Origin of the sequence: Kribbella sp. NPDC049174 (assembly GCF_043197365.1) — a bacterium.
In the GTDB taxonomy this organism is placed as follows: Bacteria; Actinomycetota; Actinomycetes; order Propionibacteriales; family Kribbellaceae; genus Kribbella.
The window spans coordinates 926,225-939,771 of the sequence record NZ_JBICSZ010000001.1; the positions used below are offsets into that span (position 1 = coordinate 926,225).

Sequence of the window (13,547 nt, forward strand, 5' to 3'; positions counted from 1 at the left end):
GGTAAAACGTCCGCCGGTGAAACCTTTGCGGAATTACGCAGCCTCAGTGCAGATATCCCGAGACCGCTTTGGTGAATCCCGCGATCCGGCGCAGCGGCGTGGTCCCGTCGTACCCGTGCTCGCCGGCCCCGTACTCGTCGCCCGGCGGTGGCGACGGGGCCGGGATGCCCTCGCCGACACAGGTGACGTCTTTGGCCGGTGCCGTGCCGGTGGTGAGGAACGTGTTGACGATCTTGTCGGCGCACTTGTTCACCCCGCCGTAGATGCCGTGATCGCCCTCGCGGGTGACGGTGACGAGCCGGGAGCCGGCGTACCGGTTGTGGGCCGAGACGGCGAGCGAGTAGTTGGTCGCCGGGTCGTGCACCGACTGGACCATCAGCGTTGTCGGCAAGCCTTTGCCGGTGGGCTGGGGCATGGTGAGGTTCGGACGGTTCCAGTAGAAGCACGGGTTCTCGTTCACGCCCCAGCCGAGCAAGGGGTACTTCGGCCCGAGCCGGCCGGCCATCTGGTCGCCGTACTCGCGGCCCTGGGGCCACGGGGTGTCGTTGCAGGTGACCGCGGTGAAGGTCGCGCCTTCGGCGTCGTCACCGACGATCCGGCCGAGCGGACGCAGGCCGACGGTGTCGCGGGATGCCCGTCGTACCAGCTGGTGCTGCCGGGCCAGTGACAACGCGTCCACTTTCCGTTGCGCGGCGCGCGGACCGCCTTTGGTCTGTGCGGCGGAAAGGTCGCGCAGAAATGCCAAATCGATCGCGAGCGACGGAAAGTCAATCTTTGTATACATATCCCCGGAGACGATCTCGTCCAGGGTGTTCTGGTCGTAGCTGATCTTGATCGAACCGTCCAGGAACTCCTCGACCGCCGGCTGCTTTTTCAGCGCCGCCCGGAGCCGCTCGTAGGTCCGGATCACTGTGCGTGGCGACGAGCCGAGTTTCAGCTGGCCGTCGTACTTCGCCGCCCAGGTCGCGAAGTCCTCGCGGAACCGGCGCTCGAACCCCTCCGGCTGGCCGAGGAACGTGTTGATCCAGGGCTGGGTGAAATCGGTGTTGGAGTCCAGCACGAAGCGGCCGACGTGCTGCGGGAAGTACGTCTGGTAATACGCCCCCATCCAGGTGCCGCCGGAGTACCCGACGAAGTCGATCGTGTCGAAGCCGAGCAGTTGGCGGATCAGGTCCATGTCCTGCACGGTCTGCGCGGTGTTGACGTACGGGAGCAGGCCGCGGGACTGGCGGTCGCAGTACGGCTGGCTGAGCTTCGACGCCTCCGCGATCAGGTCGAGGTTCCACGGGTCGCGGTCCCGCGCGTCCATCGTGTACCCGGGCGCGCCCTGGCAGGTGACGTTGGTGCTGTCACCGGTGCCGCGCGGGTCGAACCCGACGGCGAGGTGGTCCTTGGCCAGCGGTGCCTGACTGGCCAGGTACGGCGCCATGCCGAGACCGGCGCCACCTGGTCCGCCCGGGTTGCCGAAGACCACCCGGCTCGGCTTGCCCTTCACCGGTGCGACCTTGCTGACCGCGATCTGGATGTCGTGACCGGAGTACTGGTTCGCCCAGTCGCGGGGCGCGGTGATCTTGGCGCAGTACGTCCGGTACTCCGTCTCGCCGCACGGTTGCCACACCGGTCTCTGCTTCAGGTACCGATTGGCCACCGGATGCGCCTGGTCGACCCTCGTCGCCTGGTCCATCGAGGCGGTCGCACCCGATCCCGGGACGACGAGAACAGCGGCAGCGGATACGCCCAGGCCGACGGCCAGGGTGAGGTACTTCATGCAGACTCCAGCGGATGGCCACGCGTAATCGGACCGTCGCAATCTGTCATGCTCGCCTCCATCGGTCGAGCACCACCCCCGGCCCGTCGCCGATCCGCCCCGTGCTATGGGCGCTGTGGTTTTGTCGGCGGCGGGTTCTAGGGTCTTCGGCACAGGCTCGATGGGGAAGCGAGGATCGCTGATGGCCGGCTGTGGTGACTTGGTGATCGGGCAGTTGGAGTTCTACTGGGACTTCCATCTGTGGCCTCGGCTCCAGGGACTGACGGATGACGAGTACTTGTGGGAGCCGGCTGCGGGTGCGTGGTCGGTTCGGCCCGATGCGAGCGGGCGGATCGTGGTCGACCATGAGGATCCGGTGCCGGATCCGCCGCCGCTGACGACGATCGCGTGGCGATTGGTGCACGTCGGGGTCGGTTGTTTCGCGACCCGGGTGAGCTCGTTCTTCGGTGACGGGAGTGTGCCGGACGACGCGGACATGTTCGACCCGCGGCACCTCCCGGCCGACCTGCCCGGTACGGCGGCCGACGCGCTGGAGTTCCTCGAGCATTGGTACCGCCGGTGGAACGAGGCGATCCGGAGCCTCGACGAGGACGCGCTGCACCAGCCGCTCGGGCCGAAGGGCGCCTACTTCGCGGACGACACCATGCTCGGCCTGATCACCCACGTGAACCGTGAGGCCATCCACCACGGCGCCGAGATCTGCCTGCTCCGCGACCTCTACCGCGCCGGCCTGGCCGAGAAGCGGGGTGATGACCGTGCCGTCGTTTGACCTGCACATCGTCTTCGACTGCGCGGATCCGGACCGGGTCGCCCGGTTCTGGATGGCCGCGCTGGGTGGGTACGACTTCCCGGTCGGCGTCCCGGAAGGCTTCGCGACCTGGGACGAGTGGGCCGACGCCAACAACATCCCGGTCGATCAGCGCAACGCCGGCCGCACGCTGGTCGACAAGGACCGCGGCACCCGCCCCGACATCTTCTTCCTCCAGGTCCCGGAGTCGAAGCAGGTGAAGAACCGCGTCCACCTCGACATCAAAGTCGCCCCTGGCCTCGGCGGCGACGACCGCCGCACGGCGATCGAGTCCGAAGCCGCCCGCCTCACCGCCCTCGGCGCCACCGTCGCCACCCGGATGGACGCCCCGGACGGCTTCCACATCATCATGCGCGACCCCGAGCAGAATGAGTTCTGCCTGGCCTGAGGAGGCGTCACGGACGAGAGCCGGCAGCTGTGGAGGTGTGAGCGGTGTGGGCGGACGTTCGCCAACCGCAACCAGACCCACACGTGCCGGCCGCTGGGGGCTGTCGATGCGCACTTCGTGGGCAAGGATCCGGCTGTGCGTGAGACCTTCGAGCGGATCGTCCGGGTCGTCCAGGGCCTAGGCCCGGTCGAGGTGCTCCCGGAGAAGACTCGGATCGCTCTGCACAACCGGATGAGCTTTGCCGCGTTCGTGCCGCGCGTGCATTGGCTGGACGGTCACGTCGTACTGGCCGAGCGGCTTGACAGTGCTCGGTTCACGAAGGTCGAGGTGTACTCGGCGCGCAACGTCCTGCACGCGTTCCGGCTGCGGAGGGCCGCGGAGGTCGACGACGAGGTCGTCGTCTGGCTGACCAAGGCGTACGCCGTTGGCCGCCAGGACCACTTGGGCTAGATCTCGAGGCCGGTGTGGGTGGAGATGTGGTCAGGGAGCGGGTCGTGGTGGTCGCCGGTGGTGGGGATGCCGGCGGGTTCGATCACGACGATGGAGGCGCCGGCGTCGGAGAACGGGCGGTGGTAGACGCCGCGCGGTACGACGAAGACCTGGCCGGGGGAGAGCGAGACGACCCGCTCGTCCGGGTCGCGGACGGCGATGCCCAGGTCACCGTCGAGGACCAGGAAGAACTCGTCGGTGGTCTCGTGCACGTGCCAGATGTACGAGCCTGCCACCTTGGTCAGGCGCACGTCGTAGTCGTTGATCCGCGCGGCGATCCGCGGGTTCCAGAGGTCGTCGAAGGTCTTCAGCACGGCCTGCAGATCGATCGGTTCGTTGCTCATGCCGCCAAGTCTTCCTGGGTGCGCGGAGCGGGTGTGAGTGCTAGAAATGGCAGATGCCGAAAGGATCCTCGCATCATGTCGCCATGATCGTCGACGAGGGCTCGAACCCGTTCGAGCTCGGCGTCGCGACCGAGCTGTTCGGCCTGCGCCGGCCCGAGCTGGACCGGGAGTGGTACAAGTTCAGCCTGTGTACGCCGGACCCGTCGGTCCGCATGCATTCGGGGTTCTTCACGCTGACCGGTGTCGCCGGACTGGACCAGGCCGATCGCGCGGACACGGTGATCGTGCCCAATCGCCCCGACCCCGAGGTGCCGCCGTCGGCCGCCGTACTGGAGGTGGTCCGGCGGGCCGAGCGGAGGGGAGCGCGGCTGGTGAGCTTCTGCACCGGTTCGTTCACCCTGGCGGCGGCCGGGGTGCTGGACGGCCGGCGGGCGACGACCCACTGGCGCTGGGCCGGGGCCTTCCGGCGGCTGTATCCGCGGATCGAGTTGCTGCCAGATGTCCTGTTCGTTGACGACGGCAACGTACTGACCGCGGCCGGGAGCGCGGCGGCCCTCGACCTCGGGCTGCACCTGATCCGGCGCGACCATGGCGCCGAGGTCGCGAACGCGGTGAGTCGGCGGCTGGTCTTCACCGCGCATCGGGACGGCGGGCAGCGGCAGTTCATCGACCAGCCGGTGCCGGCGGTCGCGGACACCTCACTGGCGCCGGTGCTCGAGTGGGCGCGGGAGCGACTGGGGAGTCCGCTGACGGTGGCCGGCATCGCCGCCGGCGCCGCGGTGAGTCAGGCGACGCTGCACCGGCGGTTCCAGGCCGAGTTGGGGACTACGCCGCTGGCCTGGCTGACGGGCGAGCGGGTGGCGCTCGCCTGCCGCCTGCTCGAACGCGGCGAGGTGAGGCTGGAGGCGATCGCGAGGGACTGCGGCCTCGGTACGGCGGCCAACCTCAGGATCCAGCTGAAACGCACCACCGGCCTGACACCGAGCGATTACCGCCGGCGGTTCGCGCTGAGGTCAGTCGGCTGAACCCGGGTCGGTGTGAAGGCGGATCTGCTTGATCCGGACGGACTCGTCGCCGTACAGGTCGAGCTCGCGGTGGGCGCCGTCGGGGGCCCAGCCGGCATCGGTGTAGAAGGCGCGGACGACGTCGTCGGTCGAGTTGACCCAGACGGTGACCCGGCTGAAGCCGTCGGCGCGGACGGTGTCGACGACCGCGTTGAGCAGCCGCGAGCCGTGGCCGGCCCGGGTCGCCTCGGGCTTGACCGCGAGCTCGGCGATCAACGCGTCCCGCTGCGGATCGCCGTCCGGGTCGTCCGACGGCGTGATCGCGGCAAAGCCCACCAGGGTCCGGCCGGCCAGCGCGACCATGACCCGGTTCCGCGCCTCGCCGGGGGCGATCAGCGCGGCCCGCCACTGGGCGGCGAACTGCGCGGGGTTCAGATCGGCCAGCACATCCACCGGCAGCAGCCCGGCGTACGACGCCCGCCAGGACGCGACCTGGATCTCGCCGATCTCGTTCGCCTCGGCCGGAAGAGCCAGGCGCACACTCGTCTCCGCCACCGGGCTCTCGTTCGCGCCGGACAGATCCGAGAGGCTGGCAGGTTCCGGTACGCCGAAGTCGTCACTCACGGGCACCATCCTCGCAAAGCGCCTCAGCTGCAGGACACTTGGTCCTGCCGCTGAGGCACTGGGCGGTCAGTAGACAAGCCGCCGGAGCAGCGTCTCGGCCGGGCCGCGGTACCCCCGCCGGCTCATCGCGTAGGCGCCGATCACCGAGGTGATCCACACACCGATCGCGACCAGAGCCGCTGTGTACGCCGTACTCCCGAACTGCAGGTCGAGGGTGAACGGCGCCAGCAGCACCATCCAGCAGACCGACTGGAACAGGTAGCCCGACATCGACCGCTGACCCAGTGCGGCGATCGCCCGGACCGGCAGCGTCAGCTGGGTCAGCCGCGCGACCAGCAGACCGAACAGAGCGACGTACCCAGGCCCGCCGAACATGCCGCTCACATGCGACAGGTAGCTCAACGCATCGACCGCAGCCGAGTCGACGTGCAGCCAGCCGGCGCCGACCAGCGCGAGCGGCAGTCCGCCGAGGATCGTGATGCCAAGGCCGACGATGGCGACACCCTTCAGCAGCGTGCGGTGTGCGGCCGGGTTCTCCAGGATCTGCTTGCGCGCGGCCCAGATGCCGAGCCAGACGACCATGATGAAGCCGATCACGCTGGCGGTGTGCATCGGGTATTCGTGCAACCGGTCGACCAGGCTGGCGCCGTAGGACGAAGCCGCGAGCGAAGGGTTCGGGCTGTTGGTGAGCGGATGCGCGGGACCTGAGCTGTTCGCCACAGCGACGCACGCCTGGACGCCGGCGTAGAGGACGTACAGGACTTCGATGATCCAGATGCCGACCACGATCCGGTGGAACTTGCCGCCGCGGTTGAGCAGCAACAGCGTGCAGATGATCCCGACGATCCCGTAGGCACCGAGGAAGTCACCGAAGTACAGCAGCGTCGCGTGGACGGCGCCGAACGCGATCAGCCAGCCGTTCCGCTTCAGCAGGATCCGCCGTACGGCGCTCGTCGTGGCGCCGGCCGACCGCTGCCGCCGGGCCAGCTGGACCAGGCCGTAGCCGAACATCACCGCGAACACCGGGTAGGCCCGGGCGTCCACGAGGGTGAGCTTGAGGAAGTTGAGGATGCGCTCGAGGCCGTGCGGCGTACCTTCGACGCCCGGCTGGCCGGCGAAGGCGAAGTTGGCGCTGTTGGCCAGCCCGATCAGCAGCAGCATCGCGCCCCGGATCAGGTCGGGTGCGAGGGCGCGTTCCTTACCGGTGACCGGCCCACGGTGATCGGCGGCCGGGAGAGTCAACGTGGTCACGGGGTCCACCCCTTCAGAGAAACTGTGTAAACCTTGCACTGAAATACTCCCGGCCGGACCCGGTGTGGACCCAGCGCGCTGCCACCACTTCCGGGGGTGGGTCTACCACCACCCTCCGTCCGACTTTGTGACACTTCTGCGTTGATCTGGACAGAAAGTGTCACAACTCGGCTATGCTGACCGGCATGGACAGCTTCCAGGCGACCATCGACGCCGACGGCCGGATCGAGCCGCGGGACGCGATGCCGGACGGGTACCGCAAGACCCTGATCCGGCAGATCGCGCAGCACGCGCACTCGGAGATCATCGGCATGCAGCCGGAGGGCAACTGGATCAGTCGCGCCCCGTCGCTGCGCCGCAAGGCGATCCTGATGGCCAAGGTGCAGGACGAGGCCGGTCACGGGCTCTACCTGTACGCCGCCGCCGAGACGCTCGGCGTGGATCGGGCCGAGCTGCTCGACCTGCTGCACAGCGGCCGGCAGAAGTACTCCAGCATCTTCAACTACCCGACCCTGACCTGGGCCGACATCGGCGCGATCGGTTGGCTGGTCGACGGTGCCGCGATCGTGAACCAGGTCCCGCTCTGCCGCTGCTCCTACGGGCCGTACGCGCGGGCGATGGTCCGGGTCTGCAAGGAGGAGTCGTTCCACCAGCGACAGGGGTTCGAGATCCTGCACACGCTGTGCAACGGCACTCCAGCGCAGAAGGCGATGGCTCAGGACGCACTGGACCGCTGGTGGTGGCCTTCGCTGATGATGTTCGGGCCCCCGGACTCCGCGTCGACGCACTCGGAGCAGTCGATGGCGTGGGGGATCAAGCGGCACAGCAACGACGAACTGCGCCAGCGCTTCGTCGACATGACCGTCCCGCAGGCCGACGTACTCGGTCTTCGTGTGCCCGACGACGGCCTGTCGTACGACGAGGAGACCGGGCACTACCGCTTCAGTGAGCCCGACTACACCGAGCTGTACGACGTGGTGAAGGGCAACGGGCCCTGCAACCAGGAGCGGCTCGCACATCGGGTGAAGGCGCATGAGGACGGTGCCTGGGTCCGTGAGGCCGCGGCGGCGTACGCCTCGAAGAAGGCTGACCAGGCTCAGGGGAGTGCGGCATGATCGAGCCGCTGTGGGAGGTCTTCGTCCGGTCGCGTCGTGGACTGTCGCACACGCACGTCGGGAGCCTGCACGCGCCGGACGCGACGATGGCGCTCCGCAACGCGCGTGACGTGTACACCCGTCGGCAGGAGGGTGTGTCGATCTGGGTCGTGCGCGCGGCCGACATCACCGCGTCGAGCCCGGACGAGAAGGACGAGTTCTTCGACCCGGCCGGTGACAAGGTCTACCGGCACCCGACCTTCTACCAGGTCCCGGAAGGCGTCGAGCACCTGTGAACGACCTCTTCACCTACACCCTCCGCCTCGGCGACGACGCGCTGATCTCCGCACAGCGCACCGCCGAGTGGATCGCGGCCGCCCCGCAGCTCGAGGAGGACGTTGCCCTAGGCAACATCGGCCTCGACCAGCTCGGCCAGGCCCGATCGCTGCTGCAGTACGCCGGTCAGGTCGAGGGGGAGGGGCGGTCGGAGGACGACCTCGCCTACTTCCGGGACGAGCGTGACTTCCTCAACCTGCAGCTGTGCGAGCTCCCGAACGGCGACTTCGCGACGGCGATGGCTCGGTTGCTGTACTTCGCGACGTACCAGCACCTGCTGTACGAAGAGCTGCGCGGGTGTGCCGACGAGATGCTGGCCGGTGTCGCGGGCAAGGCGGTCAAGGAGGTCGCATACCACGTCGACCACGCGACCCAGTGGGTGCTGCGACTGGGGGACGGGACCGAGGAGAGTCACCGCCGGATGCAGGCCGGGCTGGAGGGGTTCTGGCCTTACACCGCGGAGATGTTCGAGTCCGACGACGTGGTACGCCGTCTTGCCGTCGCAGTGGACCCGTCGACGTTGCAGGACGAGTGGACGCGTCGGGTCCTGGCAGTGATCGACGAATCCACGTGCAGCCGGCCGGAGGCGTCGTACCAGCACACAGGTGGTCGGACTGGTCGTCACACCGAGCACCTCGGGTTTCTGCTCGCCGAGCTGCAGCACGTGGCTCGCTCGCATCCGGGGGCGACATGGTGACCGACACGGCGATCCTCGAAGCGGTGGGCGAGGTCGCCGACCCGGAGGTCCCCGTGCTGACCATCGCGGACCTCGGAGTGCTGCGCGGCGTGCGTCATGACGGCGATGAGGTCGTCGTGACGATCACCCCGACGTACTCGGGCTGTCCGGCGATGGACCTGATCCGGCACGAGGTCGAGCTGACGCTTCAGGCCCTGCACGTGGACGGGCGGGTGGAGACCGTGCTCTCGCCGGCCTGGACGACAGACTGGATGAGTGAGGCCGGTAAGGCCAAGCTGACCGAGTACGGCATCGCCCCGCCAACTGGTCGTCGCGCTGTTGGTGGGCCTGTCCTTCTGTCGTTGACGATCCGGTGCCCGTTGTGCGGCTCGCCCGACACCACAGAGCTCAGCCGCTTCGGCTCCACCTCCTGCAAATCGCTCTGGCGGTGCAACAGCTGCCGGGAGCCCTTCGATCACTTCAAGGCGATCTAGATGACGACGACTGTGGCGCCCCGGCGGAGGGCGGTCTTCCATCCGCTGAAGGTGGCCGCGATCGAGGCGATCACCGACGACTCGGTCGCGATCACGTTCTCCGTGCCGCCGGAGCTGGTGGACGAGTACGAGTTCACCGCGGGTCAGCATCTGACCATCCGCCGTACCGGTGAAGACGTCCGCCGCAGCTACTCGATCTGCTCACCGGCCGGGTCCGGCGTACTGCGGATCGGCGTGAAGCGGATCCCGGGCGGCGAGTTCTCGGCGTACGCGGCGCACGAGTTGAAGGTCGGCGACGAGCTTGAGGTGATGACGCCGCTCGGCCGGTTCGGTACGACGCTCGATCCGGCGAATGCGAGGCACTACGCGTTCGTCGCCGCGGGCAGCGGGATCACGCCGGTGCTCTCGCTGATCGCAACCATCTTCGCCACCGAACCGATGAGCCGGGTGACGTTGCTCTACGGCAACCGGACGGCCGGGTCGGTGATGTTCGCCGACGAACTGGCCGATCTGAAGGACCGGTACGCCGAACGGTTCCACCTGGTGCACGTGTTGTCGCGGGAGTCGACCGAGGTGGAGTTGTTCAGCGGCCGGATCGACGCCGAGCGGCTGGGCCGGATGTTCACCACGATCCTGCCGATCGGGAGTGTCGACGAGTGGTTCCTGTGCGGGCCGTACGCGATGGTCGTCGGCGCGCAGGAGTTGCTGCTCGGTGAAGGTGTTCCGCGTGAGCACGTGCATGCCGAGCTCTTCCACGTCGGCGACGAGGCTCCGACGGCTCCGGTCGAGGAGGCCCCGGTCGACGAGAACGCCGCCGAGGTCACTGTGATCCTGGACGGTCGCCGCTCGAGCTTCCCCCTGGCCGAACACTCCAAGGCCGTCCTGGACGCAACCCTCGTGGTCCGCTCCGACGCCCCCTTCGCCTGCAAGGGCGGCGTCTGCGGCACCTGCCGCGCCAAAGTCCTCGAAGGATCGGTCCGCATGGACACCAACTGGGCCCTAGAACCCGACGAGCTCCGAGCCGGCTACGTCCTAACCTGCCAATCCCACCCCACCACCCCTAAAGTAACCCTCGACTTCGACGCGTAGGACCCGGCACGCAGCGCACGGCCACCCACCCCGGTTGGGGGAAAGGCTCTGCGCTCGTTCCAACTCGGCCGCAGCGGCGGGTGGGGGAGCGGGCCTGACCGGCCGCAGAGGAAGCAGCCGGTCAGGGTGGACAGGCGAGAAGCTAGTCGGTGCCCGACTCCATGGCGGCGCGGTCGAGGAGTTCGTCTTCTTCGGTTGCCTCGCCGCGGGAGGCGATGGCTTCGGCGCCGCCGGTGGGCATCGGGCCGATCAGGTCGGTGGAGGACGCGAGCGCGGGGTTCGAGCTGCCGAACATACCCAGCCCGGCGTACTGCTCGAGCTTGGACCGCGAGTCGGCGATGTCCAGGTTCCGCATGGTCAGCTGGCCGATCCGGTCGACCGGGCCGAAGGCGGAGTCCTCGATCCGCTCCATCGACAGCTTGTCCGGGTGGTAGCTGAGCGCAGGGCCGCTGGTGTCGAGGATCGAGTAGTCCTCACCCCGCCGCAGCCGCAACGTCACGTCACCGGTCACCGCCGTACCGACCCACCGCTGCAGCGACTCCCGCAGCATCAGCGACTGCGGGTCCAGCCAGCGGCCTTCGTACATCAGCCGCCCGAGCCGCCGGCCCTCGTTGTGGTAGTTCGCCAGCGTGTCCTCGTTGTGGATCGCGCTGACCAGCCGCTCGTACGCCGCATGCAGCAAAGCCATCCCGGGAGCCTCGTAGATCCCCCGGCTCTTGGCCTCGATCACCCGGTTCTCGATCTGGTCCGACATCCCCAGGCCGTGCCGGCCGCCGATCGCGTTGGCCTCCAGCACCAGGTCGACCGCGGAGCCGAATTCCTTGCCGTTGATGGTCACCGGCCGGCCCTGCTCGAACCCGATGGTGACGTCCTCCGGCGAGATCTCGACCGACGGGTCCCAGTGCGCCACGCCCATGATCGGGTCGACGGTCTCGATCCCGGTGTCGAGGTGCTCCAGCGTCTTCGCCTCGTGGGTGGCGCCCCAGATGTTCGCGTCGGTGGAGTACGCCTTCTCGGTGCTGTCCCGGTACGGCAGGCCGTGTGCGACCAGCCACTCCGACATCTCTTTCCGCCCGCCGAGCTCGGAGACGAAGTCAGCGTCGAGCCACGGCTTGTAGATCCGCAGGTACGGGTTCGCGAGCAGGCCGTACCGGTAGAACCGCTCGATGTCGTTGCCCTTGAACGTCGACCCGTCACCCCAGATCTGGACGTCGTCGTCGAGCATCGCCCGGACCAGCAGGGTGCCGGTCACCGCCCGCCCGATCGGGGTGGTGTTGAAGTACGTCCGCCCGGCCGACCGGATGTGGAACGCACCGCACGCCAGCGCGGCCAGGCCCTCCTCGACCAGTGCCGCCCGGCAGTCGACCAGGCGGGTGATCTCGGCGCCGTACGCCGTGGCGCGACCCGGGACGGAGGCGATGTCGGGCTCGTCGTACTGACCGAGATCGGCGGTGTAGGTGCAGGGGACGGCGCCCTTGTCCCGCATCCACGCAACCGCGACCGACGTGTCGAGACCACCGGAGAAGGCGATGCCGACCCGCTCACCAACAGGCAGAGAAGTAAGAACCTTGGACACAGGAAAAGTATGCACTCCCCTGAATGATTATGCAAACCGGCCGCATGCGAGGGGGAGTTCGCGTTGGCGCAGATCCGGTTGCTCTCGCCGCGAGTGGGTTGTGACTGAGTGGTCAGCGTGGCTGGTGGGGAAGTTGGGGTGGAATTGGGAGGATGAGGGTTCGGTGAGGTGAGGGGAGTGGGACGCCATGATGGGGCGGTCGCATGCGTTGTCGGGGTGGTGTGCCGGGCTGGTGGTGGCGCCGCTCATCGGGCTGACCACGGTGGCCGAGGTGGTGCCGTTCGCGGCGGCGACCGCCGGGTACGCCTTGGTGCCGGACCTGGATCACCCGGGTGCTCGTGCGTCCCGCCTGGTCGGCCCGCTGACCCGCATCATCTCGGAAGCGGTCCGCGCTTTCTCGAGCGTCCTCTACAACCTCACCAAGGGCCCGCGCGACGAGGACAGCACTGGTAAGCACCGCCACGCGACCCACACCCTCGTCGCCGCGATCCTGCTCGGCATGCTCGCGGCCAGCGCGGGTGACCGCGGCAAATGGGCAGTCCTCGCCGTAGCCGTCACCGGTCTGCTGCTGGCAGCCGACGTACTAGGTGACTGGCTGATCACCCTCGTCCTCGGCGCGACCGCCTGGTCAGTCACCGGTACGGCGTTACCCGGTACGACGGCCGCGGACGCCGTACAAGCCGGTCTGAGCGGGATCGGCGGCTGGATCGGAGTGGCTGTCGGACTCGGCATGTTCGTTCACTGCCTCGGCGACAGCCTGACCCGCGCCGGCTGCCCGTGGCTGTGGCCGCTGCCGATCCGCGGCGAGACCTGGTACGAGATCCGCCTCCCGCGCCCACTCCGGTTCCGTACCAACGGCTGGTTCGAGCGCCTGATCATCGTCCCGCTCCTGCTCGGCGCCGCCGTACTCCTCCTGCCCGGTGCTCTCCAAGCAGTCGAGCAACTCTTCGACGCAACGTCGATCTGGATCGCGGGTCAGTAGTCCTGGACTCGACCGGTCAGGTACGACGGGACGCCGCCGGACTCGAGGGAGGCCGCGAATCGCTGCTGGTTCCGCGACCCCGGCCACACCTCCCAGAAGACCAGCGGCACCGCGATCACGGCCCCGATCAGCACGACCCAGAAGCTGTCGACCACGAACGCGAGCGGTATCGAGATCAGGAAGACGGCCTCGCAAACCGCGAACCGGAGGAACGTCGACGTGGTGAACCGCCGCCACGACTCCGCCTCGATCTCGGCCGCCGGCCGGCCGCTGTGCTGGAGCGGGGGAGTCCGGAATCCGGCCAGCTCACAGAACGCGTAGGCCAGCGCGGCGGCGAGCAGCACGACCGACGGTGCCCAGGTGGGCGGGAAGTCCCCCATCCCATCGGCGGCCAGGACGAACCACAGGGTCAGCGTGATGAGCGGGATCGCACCGAGCAGGGCGCTCGCGGTCATGGTCAGCGATCGCTGCGCGGGAGAGACAGTGGGCACCGGCAGAGACTAGCGGCCCGGAGCGTCATCGAATGATCGACAATCAGCGACGCTCGGACAGCAGAGAGTATTCACAGAATTTTTTCCTGACTTTTTTGCCGGAAGCTGTAACGACTGCCTGGCCCGGCCCGAT

At 68.3% G+C, this 13,547-nt stretch carries 16 protein-coding genes; 10 read left to right on the plus strand and 6 right to left on the minus strand.

Annotated features, from left to right (window positions below; genetic code table 11):
- Positions 1 to 43: 43 nt before the first annotated feature.
- The gene (locus ACGFIF_RS04235; RefSeq protein ID WP_393151261.1) at positions 44 to 1,768 is read right to left on the minus strand and encodes an alpha/beta hydrolase; all 1,725 of its coding nucleotides are present in this window, start codon (positions 1,766 to 1,768) and stop codon (positions 44 to 46) included.
- Between the two features lie 160 nt (positions 1,769 to 1,928).
- On the opposite strand from ACGFIF_RS04235, the gene ACGFIF_RS04240 reads away from it, so the two are divergent.
- The 3 genes from ACGFIF_RS04240 to ACGFIF_RS04250 all read left to right on the plus strand — a co-directional run bounded on the left by ACGFIF_RS04240 (position 1,929) and on the right by ACGFIF_RS04250 (position 3,414).
- Complete coding sequence (locus ACGFIF_RS04240) at positions 1,929 to 2,537, plus strand: DinB family protein (protein ID WP_393151263.1); 609 nt, start codon at positions 1,929 to 1,931, stop codon at positions 2,535 to 2,537.
- Positions 2,524 to 2,964 carry a VOC family protein gene (locus ACGFIF_RS04245; RefSeq protein WP_393151265.1) on the plus strand — a complete coding sequence of 147 codons (441 nt, stop codon included), beginning with the start codon at positions 2,524 to 2,526 and terminating at the stop codon, positions 2,962 to 2,964. Before ACGFIF_RS04240 ends, ACGFIF_RS04245 begins: the two co-directional genes overlap by 14 nt.
- A gap of 93 nt (positions 2,965 to 3,057) precedes the next feature.
- Complete coding sequence (locus ACGFIF_RS04250; RefSeq protein WP_393153631.1) at positions 3,058 to 3,414, plus strand: DUF5655 domain-containing protein; 357 nt, start codon at positions 3,058 to 3,060, stop codon at positions 3,412 to 3,414.
- On the opposite strand, the gene ACGFIF_RS04255 is transcribed toward ACGFIF_RS04250, so the two are convergent.
- The gene (locus ACGFIF_RS04255; RefSeq protein WP_393151267.1) at positions 3,411 to 3,797 is read right to left on the minus strand and encodes a cupin domain-containing protein; all 387 of its coding nucleotides are present in this window, start codon (positions 3,795 to 3,797) and stop codon (positions 3,411 to 3,413) included. The two genes, ACGFIF_RS04250 and ACGFIF_RS04255, sit on opposite strands and share 4 nt — an antisense overlap.
- 83 nt (positions 3,798 to 3,880) lie before the next feature.
- Here ACGFIF_RS04255 and ACGFIF_RS04260 point away from each other — a divergent pair, with 83 nt between their 5' ends.
- The gene (locus ACGFIF_RS04260) at positions 3,881 to 4,822 is read left to right on the plus strand and encodes a helix-turn-helix domain-containing protein (protein ID WP_393151270.1); all 942 of its coding nucleotides are present in this window, start codon (positions 3,881 to 3,883) and stop codon (positions 4,820 to 4,822) included.
- Here the strand turns inward: ACGFIF_RS04260 and ACGFIF_RS04265 are convergent.
- The gene (locus ACGFIF_RS04265; RefSeq protein WP_393151272.1) at positions 4,811 to 5,425 is read right to left on the minus strand and encodes a GNAT family N-acetyltransferase; all 615 of its coding nucleotides are present in this window, start codon (positions 5,423 to 5,425) and stop codon (positions 4,811 to 4,813) included. The genes ACGFIF_RS04260 and ACGFIF_RS04265 overlap by 12 nt on opposite strands.
- Before the next feature lie 66 nt (positions 5,426 to 5,491).
- Positions 5,492 to 6,676 (minus strand): DUF418 domain-containing protein, encoded by a 1,185-nt coding sequence (locus ACGFIF_RS04270; RefSeq protein WP_393151274.1) that lies wholly within the window; start codon positions 6,674 to 6,676, stop codon positions 5,492 to 5,494.
- A gap of 185 nt (positions 6,677 to 6,861) precedes the next feature.
- Between ACGFIF_RS04270 and paaA the strand changes: the two genes are divergently transcribed.
- From paaA to paaE, 5 genes are read left to right on the plus strand one after another with little or no spacing between them, the layout of a single operon-like run.
- Positions 6,862 to 7,791: a 1,2-phenylacetyl-CoA epoxidase subunit PaaA gene (paaA, locus tag ACGFIF_RS04275; RefSeq protein WP_393151276.1), complete on the plus strand. Its 930-nt coding sequence runs from the start codon at positions 6,862 to 6,864 to the stop codon at positions 7,789 to 7,791.
- Entirely contained in the window at positions 7,788 to 8,066 is a 279-nt protein-coding gene (gene paaB, locus ACGFIF_RS04280; protein ID WP_131351625.1) for a 1,2-phenylacetyl-CoA epoxidase subunit PaaB, read from the plus strand. Before paaA ends, paaB begins: the two co-directional genes overlap by 4 nt.
- The gene (gene paaC, locus ACGFIF_RS04285; RefSeq protein WP_393151279.1) at positions 8,063 to 8,803 is read left to right on the plus strand and encodes a 1,2-phenylacetyl-CoA epoxidase subunit PaaC; all 741 of its coding nucleotides are present in this window, start codon (positions 8,063 to 8,065) and stop codon (positions 8,801 to 8,803) included. The genes paaB and paaC overlap by 4 nt, the downstream gene beginning before the upstream one ends.
- The gene (gene paaD, locus ACGFIF_RS04290; RefSeq protein ID WP_393151281.1) at positions 8,797 to 9,276 is read left to right on the plus strand and encodes a 1,2-phenylacetyl-CoA epoxidase subunit PaaD; all 480 of its coding nucleotides are present in this window, start codon (positions 8,797 to 8,799) and stop codon (positions 9,274 to 9,276) included. Before paaC ends, paaD begins: the two co-directional genes overlap by 7 nt.
- On the plus strand, positions 9,277 to 10,365 hold the full coding sequence (gene paaE, locus ACGFIF_RS04295; protein WP_393151283.1) for a 1,2-phenylacetyl-CoA epoxidase subunit PaaE: 1,089 nt from the start codon (positions 9,277 to 9,279) through the stop codon (positions 10,363 to 10,365).
- 142 nt (positions 10,366 to 10,507) lie between these two features.
- Here the strand turns inward: paaE and argG are convergent, their stop codons facing one another.
- On the minus strand, positions 10,508 to 11,941 hold the full coding sequence (gene argG, locus ACGFIF_RS04300) for an argininosuccinate synthase (RefSeq protein WP_393151285.1): 1,434 nt from the start codon (positions 11,939 to 11,941) through the stop codon (positions 10,508 to 10,510).
- A gap of 187 nt (positions 11,942 to 12,128) precedes the next feature.
- Here argG and ACGFIF_RS04305 point away from each other — a divergent pair, with 187 nt between their 5' ends.
- The gene (locus ACGFIF_RS04305; RefSeq protein ID WP_393151287.1) at positions 12,129 to 12,923 is read left to right on the plus strand and encodes a metal-dependent hydrolase; all 795 of its coding nucleotides are present in this window, start codon (positions 12,129 to 12,131) and stop codon (positions 12,921 to 12,923) included.
- Here ACGFIF_RS04305 and ACGFIF_RS04310 read toward each other — a convergent pair.
- The gene (locus ACGFIF_RS04310; protein ID WP_393151289.1) at positions 12,917 to 13,414 is read right to left on the minus strand and encodes a hypothetical protein; all 498 of its coding nucleotides are present in this window, start codon (positions 13,412 to 13,414) and stop codon (positions 12,917 to 12,919) included. The genes ACGFIF_RS04305 and ACGFIF_RS04310 overlap by 7 nt on opposite strands.
- Between the last annotated feature and the right edge of the window lie 133 nt (positions 13,415 to 13,547).

Excerpts from the sequence above, each read along its gene's own strand:
- ACGFIF_RS04235 (WP_393151261.1), bottom strand. The coding sequence starts at position 1,768 with ATGAAGTACCTCACCCTGGCCGTCGGCCTGGGCGTATCCGCTGCCGCT.
- ACGFIF_RS04240 (WP_393151263.1), top strand. The coding sequence starts at position 1,929 with ATGGGGAAGCGAGGATCGCTGATGGCCGGCTGTGGTGACTTGGTGATC.
- ACGFIF_RS04255 (WP_393151267.1), bottom strand. The coding sequence starts at position 3,797 with ATGAGCAACGAACCGATCGATCTGCAGGCCGTGCTGAAGACCTTCGAC.
- ACGFIF_RS04260 (WP_393151270.1), top strand. The coding sequence starts at position 3,881 with ATGATCGTCGACGAGGGCTCGAACCCGTTCGAGCTCGGCGTCGCGACC.
- paaA (WP_393151276.1), top strand. The coding sequence starts at position 6,862 with ATGGACAGCTTCCAGGCGACCATCGACGCCGACGGCCGGATCGAGCCG.
- paaB (WP_131351625.1), top strand. The coding sequence starts at position 7,788 with ATGATCGAGCCGCTGTGGGAGGTCTTCGTCCGGTCGCGTCGTGGACTG.
- paaD (WP_393151281.1), top strand. The coding sequence starts at position 8,797 with ATGGTGACCGACACGGCGATCCTCGAAGCGGTGGGCGAGGTCGCCGAC.
- paaE (WP_393151283.1), top strand. The coding sequence starts at position 9,277 with ATGACGACGACTGTGGCGCCCCGGCGGAGGGCGGTCTTCCATCCGCTG.
- ACGFIF_RS04305 (WP_393151287.1), top strand. The coding sequence starts at position 12,129 with ATGATGGGGCGGTCGCATGCGTTGTCGGGGTGGTGTGCCGGGCTGGTG.